The organism is Pseudomonas eucalypticola (genome assembly GCF_013374995.1).
GTDB classification, from domain to species: domain Bacteria; phylum Pseudomonadota; class Gammaproteobacteria; order Pseudomonadales; family Pseudomonadaceae; genus Aquipseudomonas; species Aquipseudomonas eucalypticola.
This window is the reverse complement of the sequence record NZ_CP056030.1, coordinates 2,583,480-2,607,146: the sequence shown is the minus strand read 5'-3', so window position 1 is coordinate 2,607,146 and position 23,667 is coordinate 2,583,480. Positions and strand designations below refer to the sequence as shown.

The window sequence follows — 23,667 nt, the reverse complement described above, 5'->3', positions numbered from 1 at the left end:
ACCAGGCCGAGAGACGATCTGTAGCAGCGGACCTGGCCGCGTCACGAACACCGCGCGGTATCAGGCAAACCGCATTCACCCCGACGCGGCCTGGTCCGCTGCTACAGGCCATGCGCAATTGCGCGCTGCCCGCGCCCACAGCCGACCTGCAATCCGGAAGAACGTGAGCGCCCCCTCACGCCGTTCCGACAACCGCCCTCTCGCCCCACGGCCTGAACACCCAGAAACTCGCCACCGCCGCCACGCAGACACTGGCCACGCCATACATCAGGACCCAACTGAACCCAAGGTCGAGCGCCGCATGGAAGGCGCCCACCGGCACTACCTGCTTGCCGGCCGCCACTGCCTGTGCCGCAGCCTGCAACGCGACACCCTCGCGCAGCCCGGACAGTGCGGCGCTGATCCCCTGCACCAGTATCCACCCCATGACCGCAATGTTGATGGCCAGCGAGGTCATTCGCGCGCTCATGTCCATGCCCGACGCCATGCCCGCCCGGGCCGGGGGTACGGAACCGGTACTGGTATTGGTCACCGGTGTATTGGTAAGGCCCAGCCCGGTGCCCGCCAGCATGCAGCCAGCCACCATGCCCGGCAGCAACATCCCGGGGTAGCCGATGGCAACACACATCACTAGCAGGCCTGTTCCTATCACCAGCAACCCGGCGGGAATCATCACCCCTGGGTGCAGTTTCAGCGCCAGGCGCTCGGCCAGCGGCGGCACGAACAGTGTCGGCAGGGTATACGCCAGCAACAACGCCCCCGCCTTGCCTTTGTCCAACCCCATCCCCGCCTGCACATAGAGAGGCAGGTAGATCATCAACGGCCAAAAGCTGAAATTCATGCCGGCCGACCCCAGCAGTGCGCCCGTGAAACCTCGTATACGGAACACCGAAAAATCCATCATCGGCTGATGGCTGCGCTTCTGCGATACCACGAAGGCCACGAACGCGACCAGGCTCAACGCCAGGATGCCGCCTGCTTGCAGGCTCGACATGTCGGGTTGCGGGCCTTGGATGATCACGTAGCTAAAACCGAACACCGCCGAGGCCAGCAGCAGGATTCCCAGGCTGCCCAGCTTGCCAGCCTGCACCTCGCTCGAAGCGTGCACCCCGCCCGCGGCCAGGGCGCAGGCCAGCGCGGCGATAGGCACATGGATCAGGAAAACCCATGGCCAACCGGCCAGCGCGAGGAGGCCCGTGCCCATGATCGGCCCCAGGCCCAGGCCGGCACCAAACACAACGCCCCACAATGCGAACGCTCTGCCGCGCTCACGTGCCTGGGTGAACTGCCGGGACAGGATGGAGATCTGGCAGACCAGCATGGCCCCGCCGCTGGCACCCTGCACCGCACGCGCGAAGATCAGCCACGCGCTGCTGTTCGCCATGCCACACCCCAATGACGCCAGGCCGAACACCGCGACGCTGAAGATGAACAGCATCTTGCGCCCATAGCGGTCCACCAGCGTACCCACGGCCATCAACACGCTGGTGCACGCCAGCGTGTAGGCGTTCATGACCCATTGCAGGTCACTGAACACGCTGTGCAGGTCCGTTTCAAGGGTGGGCAATATCACCGGGATACTGGAGATTTCCAGGCCGAACATCATCGCTGCCAGGCACACCGCCGCCAGCGCCTTGGTGGAATCTTTCATGTGGCACCTTTCCATGGTTCAATAAGTGCGGCGATGATCAGGCGTGCACGGATCTGTGGAAATCGGCACACAGGCCAGGTATCGTCAATTTCATGCCAAAAGACCTTGCTGCCCCCCTGCCCTTCAATCGAAACCTCGTGGTGCTGGCCTACGACCAGCTGTGCACCTTCGAATTCGGCACCACCATCGAAGCCTTCGGTCGCGATGACCCATTGCTGAAAAAACCGCTACCTGCGCGTGGCGGCAGCCGAGCCGGGCCCACTGCGGGCGTTTGGCGGGGTGCAGATCGGCGTGCAGGGCGGCCTTGAGTTGCTGGAGCAAGCCGGCACCATCGTCATTCCTGGCTGGCGCGACCTGGCCGGCGATGTGTCCACCGCCCTGCTCGACGCCCTGAGCGCGGCGAACCAGCGGGGCTGTCGCATTTTCACCCTGTGCGCCGGCACTTTCGTGCTGGCGGCAACCGGCCTGCTGGCGGGCAAGCGCGCGACCACCCACTGGCACCATCACGAGGCGCTGGCGAAGGCATACCCGGGCGTGCGGGTCGAAGCGTCGGTGCTGTACGTGGACGAAGGCGATATCCTGACGTCGGCCGGGTGTGCTTCCGGCCTTGATGCCTGCCTGCACCTGATCCGTCGAGACTTCGGCCCTGAGGCCGCCAACCGCGCCGCGCGCCGGATGGTGACGCCGCCCCACCGCCTGGGGTGTCAGGCGCAATACCTGGAACAGCCCGTCACCGCCCGGCCTGGCAACAGCCTGGCGCCGCTGCTGGATAGGCTGCGGGCGAGCCCGACCCATGGCCTCGATATCAACCAGATGGCACGCGCCACCCACATGAGCCGTCGTACCTTCCTGCGCCGCTTCCACGATGCCACTGGCACCACGCCAGCCCATTGGCTGCTGGGGGTCAGGCTGGAGCGCGCCAAGGCACTGCTGGAGACCAGCGCGCTATCCGTGTCGCTGATCGCCGAACAATGCGGTTTCGGTACCGCCGCTACGTTGCGCCATCACTTCCGCAACAACCTGGACAGCAGCCCCAGCGATTACCGCAAGCAATTCGGACGCCGGGAAGCGCTGACGGGCGCCGCCTAGGCGAGCAGGTCTTCATAGAATGCACCGTAGGGCAGCGTCGGGTGGGCGATCTGGATTTCCAGGATCCACAGCCCTTCGTTCGGGCAATGCTCGAAATCTCCCAGGTCGCCGCCACGGTGAATCGCATGGGGAAAATCGCTGACGCGGTGGCCCTTGATGTCCAGGTTCAATGTCCAGCCCATGGCTTGCGCGTGTTCCTGGGCATACCGGTACAAATCAGGCCCGGCCATGCGCTGGCTGCGCCATTGCGCCTCTACGCGCTGGAACAGCGTCTTGGCGGCCTGGGCACACGCAGCCATGGCCGGGTCGTCGCCGGTGACGAAGGTTTCCCCGGCGTCGCCCTCATGGCCTTGCCACACGGCGCCCATGTCGATGAAGAAGATGTCGTTTTCACCCAACACCGGGTCACCATCGGAGCGCTGCTTGAAGGTCTTCAGGGTGTTGGCGCCGAAGCGCACCAATAGCGGGTGCCAGATCCGCTGCATCTCCAGGTCCTTGAGTACCTGCTTGCCCAATGCGCAAGTATGGGACTCCAGCATGCCCGGCTCAATGCGCTGGGACAGCTGTTCGATGGCCCGCCAGGTCATGGCCTGGGCGTGGCGCATGGCGTCGATGCTATAGTCGGGCCCCACGGCCTCCTTCGGTTGTGCGCTCACGGTACTCTCTCCTGTCTCCCTCAGCGAAATCGCTATAAGCCAAACTATATAGCGTAAAGAGGCGAAGCCGCTATCGGCAGCGTGAAAGGCCTGGCCGCGTCACCTACGCCGCTCGCACTGCCGCAGCGGGAACATTGCTCTTTCCACGGAACAAGGACGTCCATGCTAATCGTCTTCAGCGGCCTGCCCGGCACCGGAAAAACCACCCTTGCCACATCCTTCGCCGCCGCCACGGGCGCGGTATACCTGCGCATAGACACCATCGAGCAGGCGATTCGCAGCGCCGGTGTGCTCGCACAGGGCGTGGGGCGCAGCGGCTACCAGGTCGCCAACGCGCTGGCGCTGAGCAATCTGCAGCTAGGCAGACAGGTTGTGGTGGATGGGGTGAATCCTGTCCTGGAAAGCCGAGAGGCCTGGCGCCAGGTCGCCGCGCAGGCCGGCGTGGACTTGCTGAATATTCAGGTGGTGTGCTCCAACCGGCGTGAACATCAGCGCCGGGTGGAAACGAGGGTGGGGGATATTCCCGGCCTTACGCCGCCCACCTGGCAGTCGGTGCTGGCCCATGAGTATGAAGCCTGGGACGAAGCGACGTTTTGCCTGGACACCGCGCAGTTGACCCCCGAGCAGGCCGTGACGATGATCACCCGGCAACTCCGCGGCGCGGATTGACCCAACCCCGGGGTGTCGCCGCCATCGCCCTGACGCCGGGGCGGCTATTTCAGTACCAGCAGGTGGTACACCCCATCCACATTCTCGATGCCATGGGTGTCGTGGGTGAAGCCTGGGAAGGAGCGGTCAAAGGCTTCGAGGGCCCGAAGATACGCCAACAACGGCCCCTCGATCGCCCCGGCCTTTTCACCCGGCATCAGCAAGGGAATGCCTGGCGGGTACGGCACGATCCCGGTGGCCGCGATGCGCCCGGCGGCCTGTTCCAGGGTGATCAGCTCCACTTCGTTCTTCACCAGTTTTTCATAGGCCTGCACCGGGCTGAACACCGCCTCGGGCAGGGTGCCGAAAGCCTGCGCCATGGCCGCCGTGGTCTTGTGCTGTTTCATGGCGGCGAAGATCTCGTCCGCCAGGTCTTTGAGGCCCATGCCGGCATAGCGCTGCTGGTTGGCGGCCAGCAGGTCGGGCAGGCACAGCTCCAATTCCAGGTTGCTGTCGTAGTCGCGCTTGAAGTCCAGCAAGGCGTTGACCAGCGTGCCCCACTTGCCCTTGGTGATGCCGATGGAAAACAGGAAGAGGATGGTGAAGTCGGTGGTCTTCTCCACCACGATGCCTTGGCGCCCCAGATACGCCGACAGCACGCACGCGGGGATGCCGTGCTCCAGCAGGTTGCCATCGTCGCCCATGCCCGGGCTCAGCACCGAGACCTTGATGGGGTCCAGCATGCAGTAGCCGTCTTCAATGTCGCCGAAACCGTGCCACACGGCATTGGGGTGCAGTACCCAGCAGCTTGGCTCGGTCTTGAGCAGGCCGGGGTCCACCTCGTGGAACGGCACGTCCAGCGCGCCGACCTTGACCGACGGGGGCTGCCAGCACGAGAAGAACCAATCGTCACTGGCAAGCATCTCGCTGTGCATGCGCGAGATGACCTGGCGGAACGCAATGGCTTCTTCGATGGACTCCGTGGTGAGGATCTGCCCGGTGGGCTGCTCCATCATCGCCGAACTGACGTCGCACGAGGCCATGATGGCGTAGTTGGGCGAGGTCGACGCGTGCATCATGAACGACTCGTTGAAACGCCCATGGGGAATGGGGTTGCGGCCATCACGCACATGGATCATCGAGGCCTGGGACAGCGCTGCCAGCAGTTTGTGGGTGGACTGGGTGGCGAACACCGTCGGCCGCGAGGCGTCATGGTCGGCCGGGCTGCCGTGCATGGCGAAACGGTCGCGGTACAACGGGTTGAACCGGGCATAGCCGTACCAGGCTTCGTCGAAGTGCAGGCGGTCGACGCTTTGGCCCAGCAGGTCTTCGACCCGGGTGACGTTGTAGGTCAGGCCATCGTAGGTAGAGTTGGTGACGATGGCGTGTACCGGCGTGGGGTCGATGCCGCTGTGCACCAACGGGTTTTCGGCAATGGCCCGCTTGACCCCGTCGGCACTCAAGGTCTGCGGCAAGATCGGACCGATGATGCCGTAGCGGTTGCGGGTCGGCACCAGGTAGGTGGGAATGGCGCCGGACAGGGTCATGGCGTGTTCGGCGGACTTGTGGCAGTTGCGGTCGCACAGGGCGATCTGGTCACGGGTGACGCTGGCCATCAGGATGACCCGGTTGGACATCGACGAGCCGTTGGTAACGTAGTAGGTACGATGGGCGCCGAACACCTTGGCGGCATACCGTTCGCCCTGCCCGATGGGGCCACTGTGGTCGAGCAGCGACCCCAGCTCGCCCACCGAGATGGACAGGTCCGAGCGCAGCAGGTTTTCCCCGAAGAATTCGTAGAACGCCCGGCCCGCGGTGCTTTTCAGGAATGCCGTGCCACCGGCGTGGCCTGGCGTGTGCCAGGAATACTCGTAGCTGCGCGCAAACTTGAGCAAGGCGCCGAACATGGGCGGCAGCACCGCCTGGCGATAACGCTCGATGGCCGCCAGGATGCGCCCGCTGAGAAAGCGGCTGGTGTCCTCGGGCAGCCAGATGAAGTCGTCGGCATGCTGCATGACGATCAGCGGCACACTGGATGCCGTGCTGCGGTCGCTGATCAGGAACACCGGCACCCGCGTATTGCGCTCGCGCAGCGCGGTGAGCAGGTCGATACAGGCCTGGTGGCCTTCGCTGGTGTCCATTTCCCAGCTCAGCAGCACGCACTGGATGGCCGGGTCGGTGCTGAGAATGGACGTAGCGTCGCTGAGCGTCTCGGACACCAGCACGCTGATGGAGCGCTCTTCCACGTCGCTGATCAGTTGGTTCAGGGCACGGCCAAAAACACTGCGCTTGTCCGGTGGCGGGCTGACCAGCAAAGCCAGCATGCCCAGCAGGTGTCGGTATTCGGTCATGGGGTCACCTCCAGTGTGCGGTTGTGCGTGGCGCCAGCGCTCAGGTCATTGACCGGTATGAGCTGGCCGACGATGTGCTGGGCCGCCACGGTCTGGGTCGGCACGCTGTTGTTCAGCGCCTCCAGGCGGATCAGCCGGGTGTTGACGAAGCCGAACAGGGTGTAGCCGACAATGGTCGCCACCCCGCCGAGCATCAGCGCCTGGGCCCCGGAGCTGTAGAGCGCCAGGTAGCTGTAGGCCGTGGCGATGCCCGCGACGATATTGGTGATCATGGCCTTGCCCGGTGGCACGTTGGAGATGCTCTGCAGCGTCATCAGCGTGGCCATGGAGAGGATGTACGGCACCAGATTGGTCACCACCGCCAGGTTCACCAATGTGTCGAACTGCTTGGACAGGTCCGGGCTGATGGTCAACAGGCCCAGGGCCGTCTGGATCGCCAGCAGGATCAGCATGCTGATGATCGGCACGCCATGCTTGTTGGCCTTGGCGAAGATCGGCAGGAAATAGCCGGTGTCCGCCGAACTCTTGAACACCTGGGCCACCGTGAACTGCCAGCCCAGCAGCGAGCCGATGCAGGCCAGCACCATCAGGCCCATCACCAGGTTGCCAATGGCCGGGTTGAACATCTTGGCGAAGACCAGGCCGAACGGCGCGGTGGACGACACCAACGCAGCGTTGTCGACGATGCCGGCGATGACGTTGGTGGACACGATGTAGATCACCGCGGCGCCCAGGGTGCCGCCCAATACCGCGATGGGCACGTTCTTCTCGGGGTTTTCCACCGCGTCGCCGTTGGCGCAAGCCGATTCCAGGCCCAGGAATGCCCACAAGGTAATGGCTACCGAAGCGCCAGCCGCGTCGAACCAACTGCGGTCGTGGGGGTTCCAGCCAGCGGCGTAGGTGCTGCTGTCGAACCAGAACCAACCGATGGTTGATACCAGCACCACCGGGGCAATCACGCCCCAGACCGTGACCGCGCCTATCTTGCCGGTAATGCTTGCGCCCCCGAAGTTAGCGAACGTGGTAATCCACAGCAACGCGATAGTTGCCAGGCCTACTTGCAGGGAATCCAACTTGATATCAAACAGGGTTTGGATATAACCCACCGCTGTAATGCTAATGGCCACATTGGCGATAAGTAGCGAAAGGCCATACGTGTAGTTGGTGATGTAGTTGCCCGCCTTGCCGAATGTATATTCGGCGTAACCGCCCATGCCGCCGGTCTTTCGGCTGAGCATGCCGCAGCGCGCGAAGGCGTAGGCCAGGGCCAGCGACCCCGTGGCAGTAACCAACCAGGACAAAATCGAGATGCCACCCACTTCCGCTAACTTCGTGGGTAATAAAACGATGCCTGAACCGAGCATATTCACGGCGGTCAGCATGGTCAGCTGCACGACGCTCATTTTCTTTATGGCTGGCATTCCGTTGACCTCATGGAAACATCGACTAAAAAGTCTTAGCAGACGGCGGCAATACAGCAAGAAAAAATGAGAATTATTAGCCCCCCTCATTTGACAACATTATGGGCGCTCGCACCGCGGCGTCCTTGACCCCAATCAACGTTCATGCCCGCCGCCGCCAGCAGGATCACGGCCGCCCCTACCAATTGCGGCAAGCTCAACGGGTGCGAGAACGCCAGCCAGTCCACCAGGATGGCGACCACCGGGTAAATAAACGACAGCGCCCCCGCCATCGCAGTCGGAATCCGCTGGAGAGCGCTGTACAAGAGCGTGGACATCAGCCCGGTATGCACCATACCGATGATCACCAGGCAGGCCCACGGCCCTGGGGCCCGCGCGGTGGCGGAGAAATCCGTGAACGGCGCCAGGATCACCATCCCTACCACCATCTGGGCCAGCACGATGAGGTGGGCAGGTAGGGGCCTCAGTTGCTTGGCGATCAGCGCCGCCAGGGCGTAGAAAAACGCTGACCCCAGTGCCAGCGCGACGCCGTACCGGTAGTCGGGGGCTGCCGCCGCGCCGCTCGCCTGCCCCACCACGATCAACACCAGGCCTGCGAACGCGAGTAGCAACCACAGGCTCTTGCCGACAGAGAAGCGCTCCCCTAACAGCACCACGCTCAAGGCCATCAGCATGAACGGTTGGGTGTGGTACACCACGGTGGCAACCGCCAGGGTAGCGTGGTGGTAGGCGCTGAACAGCAGCACCCAATTGAGCACCAGGGCCACCCCTCCCAGGCCCATCAACACCCACTGCCGGCCGGTAGCCCGTCCCCGCTTGAACACGCCTGACAGCCAGCCTGCCACCAGCATGGCCAGGGCGCCGAACACGCAGCGCCAGAACACCACGGCCGTGGCTGACTGCCCCGACATCAACACAAACCAGCCCACTGTGCCGGATATCACCATGGCGGTGGCCATCTCAAGCACCCCGCGACCGTGTGGGTTGAGCATGCGCACTTTCTTATGCCTACGACAGGCCGATATAATGAACAATCGGCCGTTATGCTGAATCACTCAGCGCACTGGCGTCAATCCTTTTAGACTTATTTGGCGAACAAATGACTGATATAACGAACAGTGCCACTCCTTCACGCCCCATTGACCTGCTCGCCAGGGCCATCAAGCGCGAGCGGCTGCTGGCCAACCTCTCGGTCACCGAACTGGCCAGGCGCGCGAGCATTGCCAAGTCGACCTTGTCGCAACTGGAGACCGGGCTGGGCAACCCGAGCATCGAAACCCTGTGGGCACTGGCCGTCGCCATGGGGCTGCCAGTAACGCGTTTCTTCGAGCAGCCCCAGCAGCAAGTGCGCGTGATCCGCGCGAACGAAGGGCAGACGGCGTGCGCCGAAAACGGCCATTATGCCGCCACGCTGCTGGCCGACTGCCCGCCAGGCGTGCGCCGCGACCTGTATCGCCTGAAGGTGCAACCCGGCCAGGCTAAACTGTCGCCGCCGCATCCGGCGGGCACCCTCGAACATGTGCTGCTGTGCAGCGGCCGGGCCAGGGTCGGCCCGGCGCAGGCACCGGTAGTGCTGAATGCGGGGGATTACATGAGCTACTCAGCCCAGGAGGCGCACGTGTTCGAGGCACTGGAGCCCGACACCATGGCGGTGATGATGATCGAGCAACCTTGATGTACGCCGGTTGCAGCTTGACTACACGAGCAACTCACCACCCCCCACCGCGGTCTTGACCAACCCGGCAATCACCCGCTCGCCGGTTTCCTCGGCCAGTTCCTGATACCAGTTTTCGGTCTGGCGCGGGTCATGCCCATGGGTGACCCCTGCTCGGGCGCGGGCACGCTGCATGATCTGCGCCGTACGCTCGACCCGTGCCGCGTCGTAACGTGCCAGGGCGGCAGCCAGGTCGGGGGCGTCGCGCTCCAGGCAGCGCGCCAGTGCCCAGGCATCTTCCAGGGCCTGGCACCCACCCTGCCCCAGGTCCGGCGCCATGGGGTGCGCGGCGTCGCCCAGCAACACCACGCGGCCGTTGACGAAGCTGGAAATGGGGGCCATGTCGTGGATTTCCACGCGGCTGACGATCCGGGTGTCGAGCCGCTCGATCAACCGCTGCACGGCCGGCGCCCACCCGCGGAAATGGGCCCGTAGTTCATCACGGTAGCTATCCCGCACGTTCGCTGTGCCGGCCGGCAGCGGCACGTCGAAGAAGAAATACAACTGCCCGTTGCCCATGGGCATCAACGACACGCGCTTGTGCTCGCCCACGAACTGCGTCCACTCCTCGACCGCCGCCAGGTCTTCGGCAGCGTTGATTCGGCCATTCCAATTGACATACCCGCAGTACTCCCGCGCCACCGGCGCACCCGCCACCTGGTTGCGCAACTGCGAATGGGTGCCGTCAGCCGCCACCACCAGGTCGGCCTCGATACGCTGGCCATCCGAGAACAGCAACTGCACCCCATCGGCCAAGGCTTCGACGGCTTCGCAGGTTACGCCCAAGGTGACATTTTCAGGGCCACAAGCCTGCAGCAGAATCGCCTGCAGGGCGGTGCGGGCAATGGGGCAGGCACGCTGGTCGACCGCGTCGTACAGCGGCTGCAGACTGAAACGGGTCAAGAGTTCGCCCGCGGCGGTGCTGTAGCTCATGGACGTCATCTGGCCGCTGGCGGCCTTGATCGCCGCCCCCAGGCCGAGTTTCTCAAGAACGTTGACGCCGTTGGGCCAGATCGAAATGGCAGCACCTGCGGGGGTCAATTCCGCTACCCGGTCAAACAAGCGTACGCGATGGCCGCCTTGCTGCAAGGCGATGCCGGCGGACAAACCACCAATGCCGGCACCGATGATGACAATATCCAGGGAACGGGAAAACGAAGTAGGCAATGACATGGCGAGGCACTCTAAAAACTGATCAACTGGTCAGCTATTGCAGAATGCTTGCCAGCCCTGCCCTTTGCTTCATGAAACCCGTGCCAGGGCCCGGCAGGTGCGGTTTACCGAGAGCCGGGCGAGGAGAAAACGAACCATTGCCCAGCGCAAGAATGCAACATTGCGGCGCAGCGACACCCCGCCCGCCCCAATGCGGGTCGTCACGCCTTGGCCGGGGCGAGCCTGTCGAGGAACTGGTGGGCCAGCGCGTGGTACAGCGACACAGGCGCAATCCAGCCGGAAATCGCCGCCGCCATCAAACTGGCCGCGAGCATGGGGATGGCAAGGTCTGGGCTATGTGACAGTTCCAGCACGATCACCGAAGCGGTCAGGGGTGAACGGGTCACGCCCGCCAGATAGGCCCCCATCCCCAACAGCGCACAGGTCTGCAGGTTGAAGCCCGGCAACCAGGCGAGCAGCGGTGCGAACGCGGCGCCGATGCTCAGCGAGGGCGAAAACAGCCCCCCGGGAATACCCGCCAGGTAAGACACCACATTGGCCAGAAACTTCCACAACAGGAAGGCGCCGTCGGTTACCGGTTGGCCCTCCAGCAACGCATGAGTCTCCTGGTAACCGGTACCGAACACATGGTTGCCGGACGGCAGTCCCAGCAGCGCCAGCACCAGCCCGCAGGCACCGGCGAAGCGCACGGGAGTGCGGTCACGCAGGGCGCACAGGCGGCCGATCCAGCCACGCCGTGAAGGCAGTACCAGCTTCACGTACACGCCCCCCAGCACACCGCCCAGCAGCGCACACGCCGGTACCTCCCCCCACCCCCACCCCACCGGCAAGTGCCCACCCACCTCACCGAAGTAGGAATAGTGGCCCATCAGCCCCAGGGTTACCGCACCGCCAATCAGCACGGCCGTGAGTACCAGGCCACTGAAGCGCTGCTCGAACGTGCGGCTCAATTCCTCGATGGCGAACACCACGCCGGCTAGCGGCGTGTTGAACGCCGCGGCGATGCCCGCCGCGCCCCCCGCCAGAATCAGCCCCGCCACCGCGCGACGGCCATGCAGGCCAAGGCGCGTACCGAAGGCATGCAACACGGCCGCCCCCACGTGCACCGTGGGCCCTTCACGCCCTACCGAGCCGCCCACCAGCAAGGCGCCCAAGGTGAGACACAGGCGCGCCGCCGCCAATGGCAGCGCCAGCACCTGCGCGCGCAACCCCCTTGATGGCGTTTCCAGCGCCGCGATCACCTGGGGAATACCGCTGCCCTTGGCGCCCGCGAACCAGCGCTGTGTCGCCCAGGCCAGCGTGGCGAACCCCAGGGGCGTTATCAGCAGCGGCAGCCAGGCGGCGCTGCCGAGCAGCTGTTGAAACAGCGCGAACGACTGGTCAGCCAGCCAGGCGAAGGCCAGCGCCACCAGCCCTACCAACAGCGCTCCGACCCAGAACGCCAACTGCTGGCGCCCGCCTCGCCAGCGTGAACGCAATAGCCTGCGGCCGCGGCGCATGGGTGACAACGAAGACGGGACGGGTTCGGGCAAGCTGGACATCGATGCGCCTGGCTGAAAGGAAAGCGCCTAGTATGGCTGATACAGCACCGTTGCCTACCCGTAATATCAAGGTTGCCTGCACCGCGCATTCCAGAGGGCAACCGCCGAGCCATGGCCGACGTGGCGCGCTACCACCCGCGTCACTTCGACCGCGTCGCCTGCTTGCCGAGCTTGCGCGCGGTCCTGCCTGGCCCGCTACCTGCGCGCCACTTTGCCAGGGCCACTACCCGGTGTCGTCAGCCCCAGGGTGTCGCGCAGGGTCCTGCCCGGGTAGGACTGGCGGAATACCCCGGCCTGTTGCAGCAACGGCACCACCTGGCCGAGGAACAGGTCATCCCCCTCTTCCAGGTACGCCGGCAGCACCACGAAACCATCGCAGGCTTCGGCCTGGTACCAGTCGATCAGTTGCTCGGCGACTTCCTGGGGGCTGCCTACGGGAGAGAAGAATGACAGGCTTTCGGCGTACCACTTGCCCACTTCGGCCACGGTCATGCCCCGGGCCACGGCTTCCTGAATGACGTACTGGAAACGACCCTTGCTGCCAGTGATGCGCTCAGTGATATCCGGCAGTGGCGCGTTGAGCGGGTACTGGGACAAGTCGTGGTTCATGCTCGCGGACATGAAACTCAGGCCAGCCTCGGGACGGATCAGCGACTTGAGCAACGCGTCCTTTTCACGTGCTTCCCGGCCATCCACGCCGACGATCGGCACGATGCCTGGCAGCACCTTGATCGAGGCCGGGTCACGGCCGAACGCCTTGGCGCGCTCTTTGATCAGGCGGTAGAAATCCCGCGCGCGGGGCAGCGTGGCCTGCACCACGAACACCACCTCGGCGTGTCGCGCCGCCAGGTCGATGAAGGTCTCCGACACCCCGGCCTGGATCAGCACCGGGTGGCCCTGGGGCGGGCGCGCGATATTCAGCGGCCCGCGCACGTCGAAGTGGGCGCCCCGATGGTCGACGTACTGCAACCGCGACGGGTCGCCATGCACGCCACTGGCCACATCTCGCACCAGCGCATCATCACCGTGGCTATCCCATAGTTTGCGCACCACATCGATGAACTCTTCGGCACGCTGGTAACGCTCGCCGTGGGCATAATGGGTGGCCCGCCCGTGGTTGCGCGCCTCGCCGTCGCTCACCGAGGTGACCACGTTCCACGCCGCCCGGCCGCCGCTGAGGTGGTCGATGTTGGCCAGCATCCGCGCCGCCGTGAACGGCGCCGAATAGGAGGAAGACACCGTGCCGCCCAGGCCGATGCGATCGGTAACCGCCGCCAGCGCGGCCAGCAGGGTCAACGGTTCGGGACGCGCCACCGCGCGGTATTTCACGGTGTCGGCGAAGTGGCCGCCGTAGTTGTCGTCGATCGACAACTTGTCGGCCACGAACAGCATGTCCAGGCAGGCCGCTTCGGCGCGCTTGGCGATCTTCTTGTACAAGGGCCAATCGACACCGCCGCTGGTAGCCGAGTCAGGGTGCCGCCAGCCTCCCTGGTGGATGCCTGCTTCAAGGTAGAGCGCCAGGTGCATCATGGGTATCTGCTTCCTTTGCCGGGTGACGGGCGTATTCCCGCACACCGCGAATTATCACAATGCTGATATTAAACAGGAAGTAACATAAAGGTATTTGATTATGCGTTTCACCCTTCGGGGGTCCGCAAATGAAAACCGACTCAGCTTTCTAAAGCCTCGCCAGCGAGCTTCGTCATGCTCTAGGCCGGCGCCCCCCCGTGGCGCCGCCCGTTCATTTCTGGAGATAGACCATGCTTCGCACTGCCGCAGCCTTGGCTGCACTAACGCTTTCCGGTTTCGCCTTCGCCGACACCCAGTGCTCGGTGACCATCCATGGCACCGATCAGATGACCTACGACCTCAAGACCATCGCCGTGCCCGCCAGCTGCAAGCAGTTCCAGGTCACCCTGGAACACCCGGGCACACTCCCCAAGAACGTCATGGGGCATAACTGGGTGCTGAGCAAGAAGGATGACCTCAAGGGCGTGACCGATGACGGCTCCAAGGCGGGCGAAAGCAATGACTATGTCCAGCCGGGTGATGCTCGGGTACTGGCGCACACCAAGCTGATTGGCGGTGGCGAGAAAGCGACGGTGACCCTGGACACCAAAAAGCTGAAGAAGGGTGATGACTACGTGTTCTTCTGTTCCTACCCCTTCCACGCCACCATGATGAAGGGCACGCTGACGTTCAGCGGCTGAACCGCGCGGCGGGACGGTTACCCTGCGGGGTAACCGCCGGCCGGGCTGGCAGGCTTAACGCAATTGCAGCACCTCATGTTCACCGTCGGCGGCGATCTGCGCCGGGGTGAACGGCAACGGCTGCCACTGCTGGGCGGAGAACAGCAGGGTCTGGTCCTTGAAGTGCGGCGATGCCGGGTTGCTGGACTGGGAAAACGCCAGCAACCCTCGTGCCACCGGGCCATCGGGGCCGAAGCCGACCAACTGGATATAGCTGCTCCCGCCATCGACCTCGAACTGCAGGCCATGGCGCCGGGTCGTCATGGCGTCATAGACCCCCAACTTGCCGTCACCGCCCGGGATGGCGATACGCTGGCTCCCGCGCTGCACGCCCTGCAACTGCCCCCAGCGAGTCTCGGCAGCCACGCCTGCCTTGGCCACCTGGGCGCTGGCCGTGGCCAGAGCCTGTTTGAGGCGAGCCGCCACGTCCGGGTTCTGCCAGGCGATGCCGGCAGGGGTATGGACGGGGTCAGTGGGCGAGAACGGCACGCGCCAGTCCTGCCCGGTCTGCAACCCGGCCAAGGTCAACTGGAAGTACAGCATGCCCACGCCACTGTCCAGTTGCGCCCGGCGGTCCCAGGCTATCAAGCCGGCGCAGGCCGAGGCGGTGGTGGCATCGCCACGGGCCTTGCAGAAAGCCAGCACGTCATCAAGTACCAGGTCGGCCAGGTAGACCCGGTTGCCCGTGACCAGGCCCTGCAAGAACGCTGGGGTGACTGGCCGGTCGCCCAGCCGCTGCAGTTGGTCGAGGGCAAAGCGCGCGCGCAGGCCCAATGGCCGGTCGCTACGGCTGATCAACGGCGAGAAGCCCACCAGGGGCGCCGAGGGTTGGGTCATCCAGGCGCTGTCGTTGGAATTCTGCAACACGTCGTTGCGCAGCAGTTGGGGCAGGTGGCGCGCGGCGACGATGCCCGGCTGCTGGGCGCCCCCGTCGTTCTGCCAGTCACACGCACTGCGGCTGCCATCGAGGCCTGGGAGGCCCGCCTTGACCAGGGCCGGGTCGGCGCACTGGGCCAACTGCGCCAAGGGAATGTTGGGCACTACCGAGGCGTTCATGTACAGCGACTGGCCGGTGTCGTCCACCGCCAGGGTGTTGACCCAGGGAATGCCCTGATGGTCAGCGACGGCCTGCTGCAACTGCCTGACGCTGCTGGCGCGGTTGATGGCGTCCCACTGGGCCAGGATACGGTCGTTGCCCAGGTTGGCGTCCTGCAGGGCATAAGCATGGCTGGCGTCCCAGGGCATCAGCCCGGGCAACGTCACCAGGGGGCCGAAGCGCGAACGGTAGACATCATGGTTCACGGTCACCAGGCGTCCATCGGCTTCACGCACGCGCACGCTCAAGGTCTGCTTGCGCAACGCCTGGGGCTGGCCGTCCACCAGGTAGGCCTTGCCAGCGTCGGTCAGCGTCAGCCGGTGCAGGGTGAAGTGGCTGGACTGGTCCACGGTATGGGTCCAGGCCAGGTGCTGGTTGAAGCCGATATTCACCAGCGGCAAGCCCGGCAGTGCCGCGCCCATCACGTCCAGTTGCCCGGGGATGGTCAGGTGCATCTGGTAAAAGCGCAAGCCACCGGTCCACGGGAAGTGCGGGTTGCCCAACAGCAACCCTTTGCCGTTGTCACTGCGCGCGCCACCCACCGCGATGGCATTGCTGCCGCGGGTATTGGCAAACGTCTGCAACTGCGCCAGGGCTTGAGCGGCGGCCTGGGGATTGGCGGCCTGAGGCCCGGCGGCACCCGGTGGCGCGGCGGCCACCAGGGCCTTGGCAAAACGCCCGACGCCGCCTTCCACCAGCATGCGCCGCACCAGGCGTATCACGTCATCGTTGGCCAACGGCCGTAGCCAGCCTGCGTTGCGGCACTGTTCAGGCTGCTGCGCGGTAGGCGTCTGGGCCAGGTAACGGTTGACCCCCGCCACATAGCCGGCGATGCGCTGCTGCATGGCCGGCGGCTGCGCACGCCAGAACGCCTGCACCGCCTCAGGGCCATTGAGCCATTGGAAGAAGATGTCCGAGGTGAGGTTGTCCAGGCCGCTGGAGGACGTGCCTGCCCGGCCCTGATACCGGGCACGCTCGCCGCTGGCCGTGAGCACTTCGTCTTCCAGCAGGCAGAGATTGTCGCGGGCATAGGCATAACCGATGCCCTCGCCCAGCCCGTGGTCGTCGCTGGCCTGAATATGCGGTACACCCAGCGACGTCCAGCTCAGTTGCGCCACGGGCGCGGGGTCGGCCGCATAGGCGGTGCCCGCCAGCAGACAGCAGGCGGCCCAGGCCGCGCTTTGTATCGAAAACGAATGCACAGGGGCTCCTTGAACAGACAGCCCTCAACGGGCCGGAATGACACTGCTCAAGAGACGATCAGCTTCCGACCCAATTTACTCGGGGCGCAAACCGCAGGGCCCCAGGCACGCCTGGAAACCGTGCCTGGCGTAAAAAAGGTGGCAAATAAGCACCACTGCGGCGCACAAAAAAGATTACAGATAGAACCAATTCTCATTTGACAACGATAACCAACAACTCTAATGTCCACGCCGTTACGTATGGATACAACCTTCTGTCCCTCAGACTTCGCAGGTAGCAGCATGCAGGAATCAGGCACCCACGACCTCCCACTCAATGGATTTCCCTCTCTTCTCCAGACCCTGATTACCAACCGCAGTGGCCTGCTCAAGACCGCCGCGCGCATCACCGGTTGCCACAGCCGCGCCGAGGATGTGGTGCAGGACGCGTTCCTGCGGGTCTCCAGCATGAAGGCCGACACCTTGCCCTTCAACGCCCGCCTCAACTACATCTTCCGTATCGTGCGCAACCTGGCCATCGACCATTACCGCAAGCAATCGATGGAGCAGCGTTACTTCGTCAACGACGAGCACAACCTCAACGCCGCCCCACAGTTCGCCAACCCGGAGTCGATCAATGTGGACCGTCAGACATTGGGCAAGGTCGACAGCGCCCTGGCGCAGTTGCCTGAACGCACCCGCTACGCGTTCGTGATGTACCGCGTGCACGGCAAGCCACAAAAAGACATCGCCGCCGAGCTCGGCGTTTCGCCTACCCTGGTCAATTTCATGATCCGCGACGCCCTGACGCACTGCACCAACTACATCGAGGCCTGCCAGGGCCACTGATGCTTTTTCATGGCGCCCGTTCAGCGGGCGCCACCCGCGTATTGACCAACGCCACCTTGTTGTTCACCTGCCTGGCGCGCTATGGTGCACCCGCGCATCATTCCGCCTCGTGGCCTCCGGCCACTACGCCGGGTGATATTTCCCTGTATAATTGTTCGCCATCTCAATAGAACGGGGCGCTGCTTCGTACGAGACTCGATCAGCCAGCCGGTAGCCCGCCATGCTCACCCCTCCCGCCTCCGACCCATCCCAAGGCAGCCTCAGCGATGAGGCGGCGCACTGGTGCATGCGTATCCACGAAGCGGATTTCAGTGACCAGGAGCGCGAAGCGTTCGAAGCATGGCTGGCCGCGGACCCGGCGCACCGACGCCGCTTCGAGACCATGCTGGATGTGTGGTCGGTCAGCGAGCACCTGCCGGTCGAACAGCCGCCCTTGGTTCCTGCGCCGCGCAGCCGCCGGGCCAGGCGCCCGCTGCTGGCGGCGGCCCTGGGGCTGCTGGCCATCCCGCTGATTGGCCTGGCAGGCTGGCACCTGAACCTGGTGCCCGACAGCTACCAGCGCTTCAGCAGTGAAGACGCGGTGCGCGACATTACCCTGGCCGATGGTTCGCGGGTGCAGTTGAACCTCGGCAGTCAGCTGTCCTTCGCCAATTACAAGGACCGGCGTAGCGTCAGCCTGAGCAAGGGCGAAGCCTATTTCGAGGTGCAGCACGACGCCAGCCATCCGTTCGTGGTCAAGGCGGGCCAGGGCCAGGTGCGGGTCACTGGCACCCACTTCAATGTCTGGACCTACCAGGACCAGGTGGTGGTGACACTGACTCAGGGCTCGGTGCAGGTCATGGGTGATCGACGCCACCCGAACGAACTCGTCTACCTGAGCCCCGGCATGCAAGCCCGCTACGATGCCGGCCAGACCATCGCCCAGGTCGAGCCCGCACGGGCGGAGGAAGCCCTGGCCTGGCGCGACGGCAAGCTGATACTGGACCGCGCGCGCCTCAGCGATGCCCTGCCACGAATCAACCGCTACCTGGACACCCCCGTGCACCTGGGTGACAACGCCACCGGGCAGCTGCAGATCGGCGGCATCTACAACACCCGCAACATCGCCGCGCTGGTGCAGGACTTGCCCAAGGTGCTGCCTGTCTACCTCAGCCACAATGAAAATGGCGACACCGTCATCCGTGCCAAGCCGCGCTACGCGCCTTGACACATCGCGCCCAGCAGCCTGCAGGGCCGTCTATCGCAGCCAACCTGTGGAGCCGGGCGAAGCTCGAAAAGCAACCCTCTGGCACTCATGCCTGGTTACATTCGTTCACGTGTAGCGCCTAAATTCCCCCCCTCCACCCTCGTTTAACCGGCAGTTTGCCCGCCACGCTTTCGCGGCGGCATTTCCTCACTGGGCCGGACCACTGCATGACCTACCTTCGCCTCACCCGCCGTGCTGCAACCCTTGTGCTGTGCCTGATTCCCGTTGCCGCCGTGGCGGCGTGGCAATGGTTGCCCAATGAGGCCGAGCAGCGTCCGTTCGTTCGCGTGGCACGCGGCAACATCGAGTCCAGCGTCACGGCCCTGGGCACCTTGCAACCGCGCCAGTACGTGGACGTCGGCGCCCAGGCCTCCGGGCAGATTCGCACCCTGCACGTGGAAGTCGGCGACACCGTCAAGCAAGGTCAGTTGCTGGTGGAAATCGACCCTGCCACCCAGCAAGCGCAGCTGGATGCCGAACGCTATGCCATCGAGACGCTCAAGGCCCAGGTCAAAGAGCAGCAGGCCGAACACCTGCTGGCCCGACAGCAACTGCGCCGCCAGCAACGCATGGCCGCCGATGGCGCCACTCGTGACGAAGACGTGCAGACCGCCCAGGCCAAGGTGCTGACCACCCAGGCACGCATCGACATGTACCAGGCGCAGATCCTCCAGGCCCAGGCCACCCTGCGCAGTGCCCAGGCCGAGCTGGGCTATACGCGCATCTACGCGCCCATGAGCGGCACCGTGGTGGCCGTCGATGCACGCCAAGGCCAGACCCTCAACGCCCAGCAACGCACGCCGTTGATCCTGCGTATCGCGCGGTTATCGCCGATGACCGTGTGGGCCGAGGTGTCGGAGGCCGATATCGGTCAGGTCAAGCAAGGCATGCAGGCCTATTTCACCACCCTCAGCGGTGGTGGCCGGCGGTGGGCGAGTACCGTGCGGCAGATACTGCCCATCCCGCCTAAACCCCTTGATCAACTCAGCCAGGGGGGTGGCAGCCCCGCCGCCGGCAGTGGTGGCGCAAGTGCCGGCGCCAGCAGTGGCTCCGGCCGCGTGGTGCTGTACACGGTGCTGCTCGATGTAGACAACGCTGACAACACGCTGATGGCGGACATGACCGCCCAGGTATTTTTCGTCGCCGGCAGCGCCCACGACGTGCTCACCGCCCCGATTGCCGCGCTGCAGGGCAAAAGCGATGAACACGGCATGCGCACCGCCCAGGTGCTGGCCGACAACGGCCAGGTACAGCAGCGCAGCGTGCGTATCGGCCTCAGCGACCGCCTGCGGGTGCAGATTCTCGATGGCCTGCAGGAAGGTGACCGCTTGCTGGTCGGCCCCACCGGCACCGGGAGCTGAACATGAGCACACCGCTGATTCAGCTGTGCGGCATCCGCAAGTCCTATGGTGGTGGCGACAGCCCCGCCGTCGATGTGCTGCGCGGTATCGACCTGACCATCCATGCCGGCGAGTTCATCGCTATCGTCGGGACCTCCGGCTCCGGCAAGTCGACCATGATGAACATCCTCGGCTGCCTGGACCGCCCCACCGCCGGGCACTACCGCTTCGCCGGCGAAGACGTCGCCACGCTCAATGACGACGAGCTGGCCTGGCTGCGGCGCGAGGCGTTCGGCTTCGTGTTCCAGGGCTACCACCTGATCCCTTCCGCCTCGGCCCGGGAAAACGTGGAGATGCCCGCCATTTATGCCGGCACCCCGGCCGCCGACCGCGCCCACCGCGCCCAGGCCCTGCTGCAGCGCCTGGGGCTGGGCGAACGCACCGGTAACCGGCCGCGGCAACTGTCGGGTGGCCAGCAACAACGGGTGTCCATCGCCCGTGCGCTGATGAACGGCGGCCACATCATCCTTGCCGACGAGCCCACGGGTGCCCTGGACAGCCACAGCGGCGCCGAGGTGATGACCTTGCTCGACGAACTGGCGCAGCAGGGCCATGTGGTCATCCTCATCACCCACGACCGTGACGTGGCCGCGCGTGCCCGACGCATCATCGAGGTACGCGATGGCGAGGTCATCAGCGACACCGGCAACGGCCTGCCGCCGCCACCACGCCCGGGCGCCTTGCAGGCCGAGGCGCTGCGCGAGCGTCTGAGCCGCGCCAGCGCGCAACGCAGTCCATGGCTGGCGGAAACCCGTGACGCGCTGGTGGCGGCCTGGCGCGTGATGTGGACCAACCGCACCCGCACCGCCCTGACGCTACTGGGCATCATCATCGGCGTGGCGTCGGTGGTCGTGATGCTCGCCGTGGGTGAAGGCAGCAAGCGCCAGGTGATGGCCCAGATGGGCGCGTTTGGCTCCAACATCATGTTCATGAACGGGGCGCCGGCCACGCCACGGGCGCCGCCGGGGCATATTCGCCTCAGTGACGTACAGGCCTTGGCGGAACTGCCTCAGGTCAAATCGATCATGGCCGCCACCACCGTGCAGGCCCAGGTGCGGTACGGCGGCCGCGACATGATATCGACCATCGGTGGCTACAGCCCTGTGTTCCCGTCGATCTTCAACTGGCCGGTTGCCGAAGGCAGCTTTTTCAATGAGGCCGATATGTCGGCGGGCGCTGCCGTGGCGGTGATCGGTTCAGAGGTCAAGAAAAAACTCTTCGTCGACGGGCAAGACCCCATCGGCCAGTACATCCTGGTGGAAAACGTGCCTTTCCAGGTCATCGGCGTGCTGGCCAGCAAAGGGTCCAGCGGCGCCAACCAACGCAACGACCTGCGCATTGCCATTCCCTATTCGGCCGCGCGCATTCGTCTCTCCGGTACCGAATACCCGGAATACGTGGTTATCGCCGCCTCGGACAGCACCCTGGTGCATGAAGCCGAACAGGCCATACGCGGGTTGATGCTGACCCTGCATGATGGCGTGCAGGACTTCGAGGTCGACAACAGCGCCGCGCTGATCCAGGCCGAGGCGCACACCCGCAATGGCTTGTCGCTGATGCTGGGTTCCATTGCCGCCATTTCCCTGTTGGTGGGGGGCATTGGGGTGATGAACGTGATGCTGATGACCGTGCGCGAGCGCACCCGCGAGATCGGCATTCGCGTGGCCACCGGTGCCCGCCAGCGCGACATCCTGCGCCAGTTCCTGACCGAAGCGGTGGTGCTGTCGCTGGTGGGCGGCCTGATCGGCGTGGCGCTGGCGTTGCTGATCGGGGTGGCCCTGAATGCAGCGAAGGTGGCCGTCGCCTTTTCCTTTCTGGCCATGCTTGGCGCTTTCGCCTGCTCGGTCGCCACCGGTGTGATCTTCGGCTTCATGCCTGCCCGCAAGGCCGCCGGGCTCGACCCGGTTGCCGCTTTGACCAGTGAATGAACATGACCAAAGTCCCGTTTGCCCTGATTCCCCTACTGGCTCTGCTGGCCGCTTGCAGCCAGGCGCCTGCGCCGCGCAGTGACATCGTCCCGCCTGCGCGTTGGGAGAGCCCTATAGCGCCACAACCTACGTATTTCGGCCCCTGGTGGACCAGCTTCAACAGCCCGCAGCTGAGCCAACTGGTAGAGCAGGCCAGGCGCGGCAGCTATGACCTGAAGGCTGCCACCGCACGTGTACGGCAAGCCGGCGCGGATGTCCGCATCGCGGGCGGTGCCCTGCTGCCGCAGGTGAACGCCAGTGCCGATGCCTACCGCCAGCGTCTGCTCAGGGGCCAGGGCTACAGTGAGCTGGACACCTCCAGCAATGCGCGCACCTACCACTACTTCGACACCGCCCTGACCGCGAGTTACGAGCTGGATTTCTGGGGGCGCAACGCGGCCGCCCGTGAGCGTGCCGGGTTCAGCCTGCAGGCCAGCGAACTGGACCGCGACACCCTGGAACTGAGCCTCTCCGGCCAGGTCGCCGACGCGTACCTGGACGCCCTGGCGGCCCGCGAGCAGACGCGCATTGCCGCGCTGAACCTTGCCAATGCGCAGAAGATCCTCGACGTGGTGCGCCATCGCTACCAGGCGGGTTCCGCCACGGCCCTGGAATTGGCCCAACAGCAGAGCCTGGTAGCTAACCAGCAACGCCAGTTACCGCGCTACCGGCAGCAGGCCCGCGACGCTCAGATCACCCTGGCGACGTTGTTGGGCGAGCCTGTGCAGAACCTTCAATTGGCCGATGTGCCCTTCGAGCAATTGCAAGGTCCGACCATTGATGCCGGCATTCCCAGCCAACTGCTGGCCCGCCGCCCCGACATTGCCGGCGCCGAAGCGCGCCTGGCGGCGGCCCAGGCGGACGTGCGGGTCGCACGCGCCGCGCTGTTCCCCAGCCTGAGCCTGACCGCCAGCCTGGCCACCGGTGACCGGCAGGCCGTGGACCTGCTGCGCAACCCGGTACTGAACCTGGGCGCGGGCCTGACCGCGCCAATTTTCAACAACGGCCAACTGCGTGCGGAACGGGACAAGGCCTTGGCCCGTCAGGAAGAACTGCTGGAAAGCTACCGAGGCGTGCTGGTGACCAGTTTCGGGGAAGTGGAGAAAGCCCTGAACAGCGTCGACGGCCTGGACCGTCAGACCCACTGGCAACAGGAAGAACTGAAACAGGCCCAGCGCGCTTTCGACCTGGCCGAAAGCCGCTACCGTGCTGGCGCCGAAGATCTGCTCAGCGTACTGCAGGCCCAGAGCACCTTGTTCAGTGCGCAGGCCGAGCGCGTGCAACTGCGCAAGGAGCGGCTGCAGGCCAGCGTAGCGCTTTACAAAGCCTTGGGTGGCGGGTGGGCGACGGCGCGCCTGTAGCTGCAACGGCCAGTGAGCGACAACTCCACCACACCGCATGCACCGCCGACGCGGCCGGGTCCGCTGCCACGCGG

General features: G+C 64.9%; 18 protein-coding genes. 9 read left to right on the top strand and 9 right to left on the bottom strand.

The window, feature by feature from the left end:
- Positions 1 to 175: 175 nt before the first annotated feature.
- On the bottom strand, positions 176 to 1,651 hold the full coding sequence (locus HWQ56_RS11735; protein ID WP_245217842.1) for an MFS transporter: 1,476 nt from the start codon (positions 1,649 to 1,651) through the stop codon (positions 176 to 178).
- A gap of 237 nt (positions 1,652 to 1,888) precedes the next feature.
- Here HWQ56_RS11735 and HWQ56_RS11730 point away from each other — a divergent pair, with 237 nt between their 5' ends.
- Positions 1,889 to 2,740 carry a helix-turn-helix domain-containing protein gene (locus HWQ56_RS11730; RefSeq protein WP_245217841.1) on the top strand — a complete coding sequence of 284 codons (852 nt, stop codon included), beginning with the start codon at positions 1,889 to 1,891 and terminating at the stop codon, positions 2,738 to 2,740.
- Here the strand turns inward: HWQ56_RS11730 and HWQ56_RS11725 are convergent.
- Positions 2,737 to 3,396: a M24 family metallopeptidase gene (locus HWQ56_RS11725; protein WP_176570581.1), complete on the bottom strand. Its 660-nt coding sequence runs from the start codon at positions 3,394 to 3,396 to the stop codon at positions 2,737 to 2,739. The two genes, HWQ56_RS11730 and HWQ56_RS11725, sit on opposite strands and share 4 nt — an antisense overlap.
- A 162-nt stretch (positions 3,397 to 3,558) precedes the next feature.
- Here HWQ56_RS11725 and HWQ56_RS11720 point away from each other — a divergent pair, with 162 nt between their 5' ends.
- Positions 3,559 to 4,065, top strand: a complete 507-nt coding sequence (locus HWQ56_RS11720) for a P-loop nucleotide/nucleoside kinase family protein (RefSeq protein ID WP_176570580.1) — start codon at positions 3,559 to 3,561, stop codon at positions 4,063 to 4,065.
- A 44-nt stretch (positions 4,066 to 4,109) separates the two neighbouring features.
- On the opposite strand, the gene HWQ56_RS11715 is transcribed toward HWQ56_RS11720, so the two are convergent.
- From HWQ56_RS11715 to HWQ56_RS11705, 3 genes are all read right to left on the bottom strand, one after another.
- Positions 4,110 to 6,395: an Orn/Lys/Arg family decarboxylase gene (locus HWQ56_RS11715; protein WP_176570579.1), complete on the bottom strand. Its 2,286-nt coding sequence runs from the start codon at positions 6,393 to 6,395 to the stop codon at positions 4,110 to 4,112.
- Positions 6,392 to 7,816, bottom strand: coding sequence for a putrescine-ornithine antiporter (gene potE / locus HWQ56_RS11710; RefSeq protein WP_176570578.1), 1,425 nt, complete (start codon positions 7,814 to 7,816; stop codon positions 6,392 to 6,394). Before potE ends, HWQ56_RS11715 begins: the two co-directional genes overlap by 4 nt.
- Before the next feature lie 86 nt (positions 7,817 to 7,902).
- The gene (locus HWQ56_RS11705) at positions 7,903 to 8,808 is read right to left on the bottom strand and encodes a DMT family transporter (RefSeq protein ID WP_176570577.1); all 906 of its coding nucleotides are present in this window, start codon (positions 8,806 to 8,808) and stop codon (positions 7,903 to 7,905) included.
- A 107-nt stretch (positions 8,809 to 8,915) separates the two neighbouring features.
- On the opposite strand from HWQ56_RS11705, the gene HWQ56_RS11700 reads away from it, so the two are divergent.
- Positions 8,916 to 9,491, top strand: a complete 576-nt coding sequence (locus HWQ56_RS11700; protein WP_158155401.1) for a helix-turn-helix domain-containing protein — start codon at positions 8,916 to 8,918, stop codon at positions 9,489 to 9,491.
- A gap of 21 nt (positions 9,492 to 9,512) precedes the next feature.
- Here the strand turns inward: HWQ56_RS11700 and hpxO are convergent, their stop codons facing one another.
- The 3 genes from hpxO to HWQ56_RS11685 form a co-directional block, all read right to left on the bottom strand.
- Positions 9,513 to 10,703 (bottom strand): FAD-dependent urate hydroxylase HpxO, encoded by a 1,191-nt coding sequence (gene hpxO, locus HWQ56_RS11695; protein WP_176570576.1) that lies wholly within the window; start codon positions 10,701 to 10,703, stop codon positions 9,513 to 9,515.
- 200 nt (positions 10,704 to 10,903) lie between these two features.
- Positions 10,904 to 12,244 (bottom strand): chloride channel protein, encoded by a 1,341-nt coding sequence (locus HWQ56_RS11690; protein WP_425331940.1) that lies wholly within the window; start codon positions 12,242 to 12,244, stop codon positions 10,904 to 10,906.
- Positions 12,245 to 12,439: 195 nt separating this feature from the next.
- Positions 12,440 to 13,774 carry an LLM class flavin-dependent oxidoreductase gene (locus tag HWQ56_RS11685; protein WP_199267104.1) on the bottom strand — a complete coding sequence of 445 codons (1,335 nt, stop codon included), beginning with the start codon at positions 13,772 to 13,774 and terminating at the stop codon, positions 12,440 to 12,442.
- A gap of 230 nt (positions 13,775 to 14,004) precedes the next feature.
- Between HWQ56_RS11685 and azu the strand changes: the two genes are divergently transcribed.
- Positions 14,005 to 14,454: an azurin gene (azu, locus tag HWQ56_RS11680; protein WP_158155495.1), complete on the top strand. Its 450-nt coding sequence runs from the start codon at positions 14,005 to 14,007 to the stop codon at positions 14,452 to 14,454.
- A gap of 54 nt (positions 14,455 to 14,508) precedes the next feature.
- Here azu and pvdQ read toward each other — a convergent pair whose 3' ends face one another.
- Positions 14,509 to 16,791, bottom strand: coding sequence for a bifunctional acylase PvdQ (pvdQ, locus tag HWQ56_RS11675; protein ID WP_176570575.1), 2,283 nt, complete (start codon positions 16,789 to 16,791; stop codon positions 14,509 to 14,511).
- Positions 16,792 to 17,073: 282 nt separating this feature from the next.
- On the opposite strand from pvdQ, the gene HWQ56_RS11670 reads away from it, so the two are divergent.
- From HWQ56_RS11670 to HWQ56_RS11650, 5 genes are all read left to right on the top strand, one after another.
- A complete protein-coding gene (locus tag HWQ56_RS11670) occupies positions 17,074 to 17,619 on the top strand; it encodes an RNA polymerase factor sigma-70 (RefSeq protein WP_158155493.1) in 546 nt (181 codons plus the stop codon).
- Positions 17,620 to 17,839: 220 nt separating this feature from the next.
- Positions 17,840 to 18,826 carry a FecR family protein gene (locus HWQ56_RS11665; RefSeq protein ID WP_158155491.1) on the top strand — a complete coding sequence of 329 codons (987 nt, stop codon included), beginning with the start codon at positions 17,840 to 17,842 and terminating at the stop codon, positions 18,824 to 18,826.
- A 206-nt stretch (positions 18,827 to 19,032) separates the two neighbouring features.
- A complete protein-coding gene (locus tag HWQ56_RS11660) occupies positions 19,033 to 20,226 on the top strand; it encodes an efflux RND transporter periplasmic adaptor subunit (protein ID WP_176570574.1) in 1,194 nt (397 codons plus the stop codon).
- Positions 20,227 to 20,228: 2 nt separating this feature from the next.
- Positions 20,229 to 22,193, top strand: coding sequence for a MacB family efflux pump subunit (locus tag HWQ56_RS11655; RefSeq protein ID WP_176570573.1), 1,965 nt, complete (start codon positions 20,229 to 20,231; stop codon positions 22,191 to 22,193).
- A complete protein-coding gene (locus HWQ56_RS11650) occupies positions 22,190 to 23,593 on the top strand; it encodes an efflux transporter outer membrane subunit (protein ID WP_158155485.1) in 1,404 nt (467 codons plus the stop codon). The genes HWQ56_RS11655 and HWQ56_RS11650 overlap by 4 nt, the downstream gene beginning before the upstream one ends.
- Positions 23,594 to 23,667 lie beyond the last annotated feature (74 nt).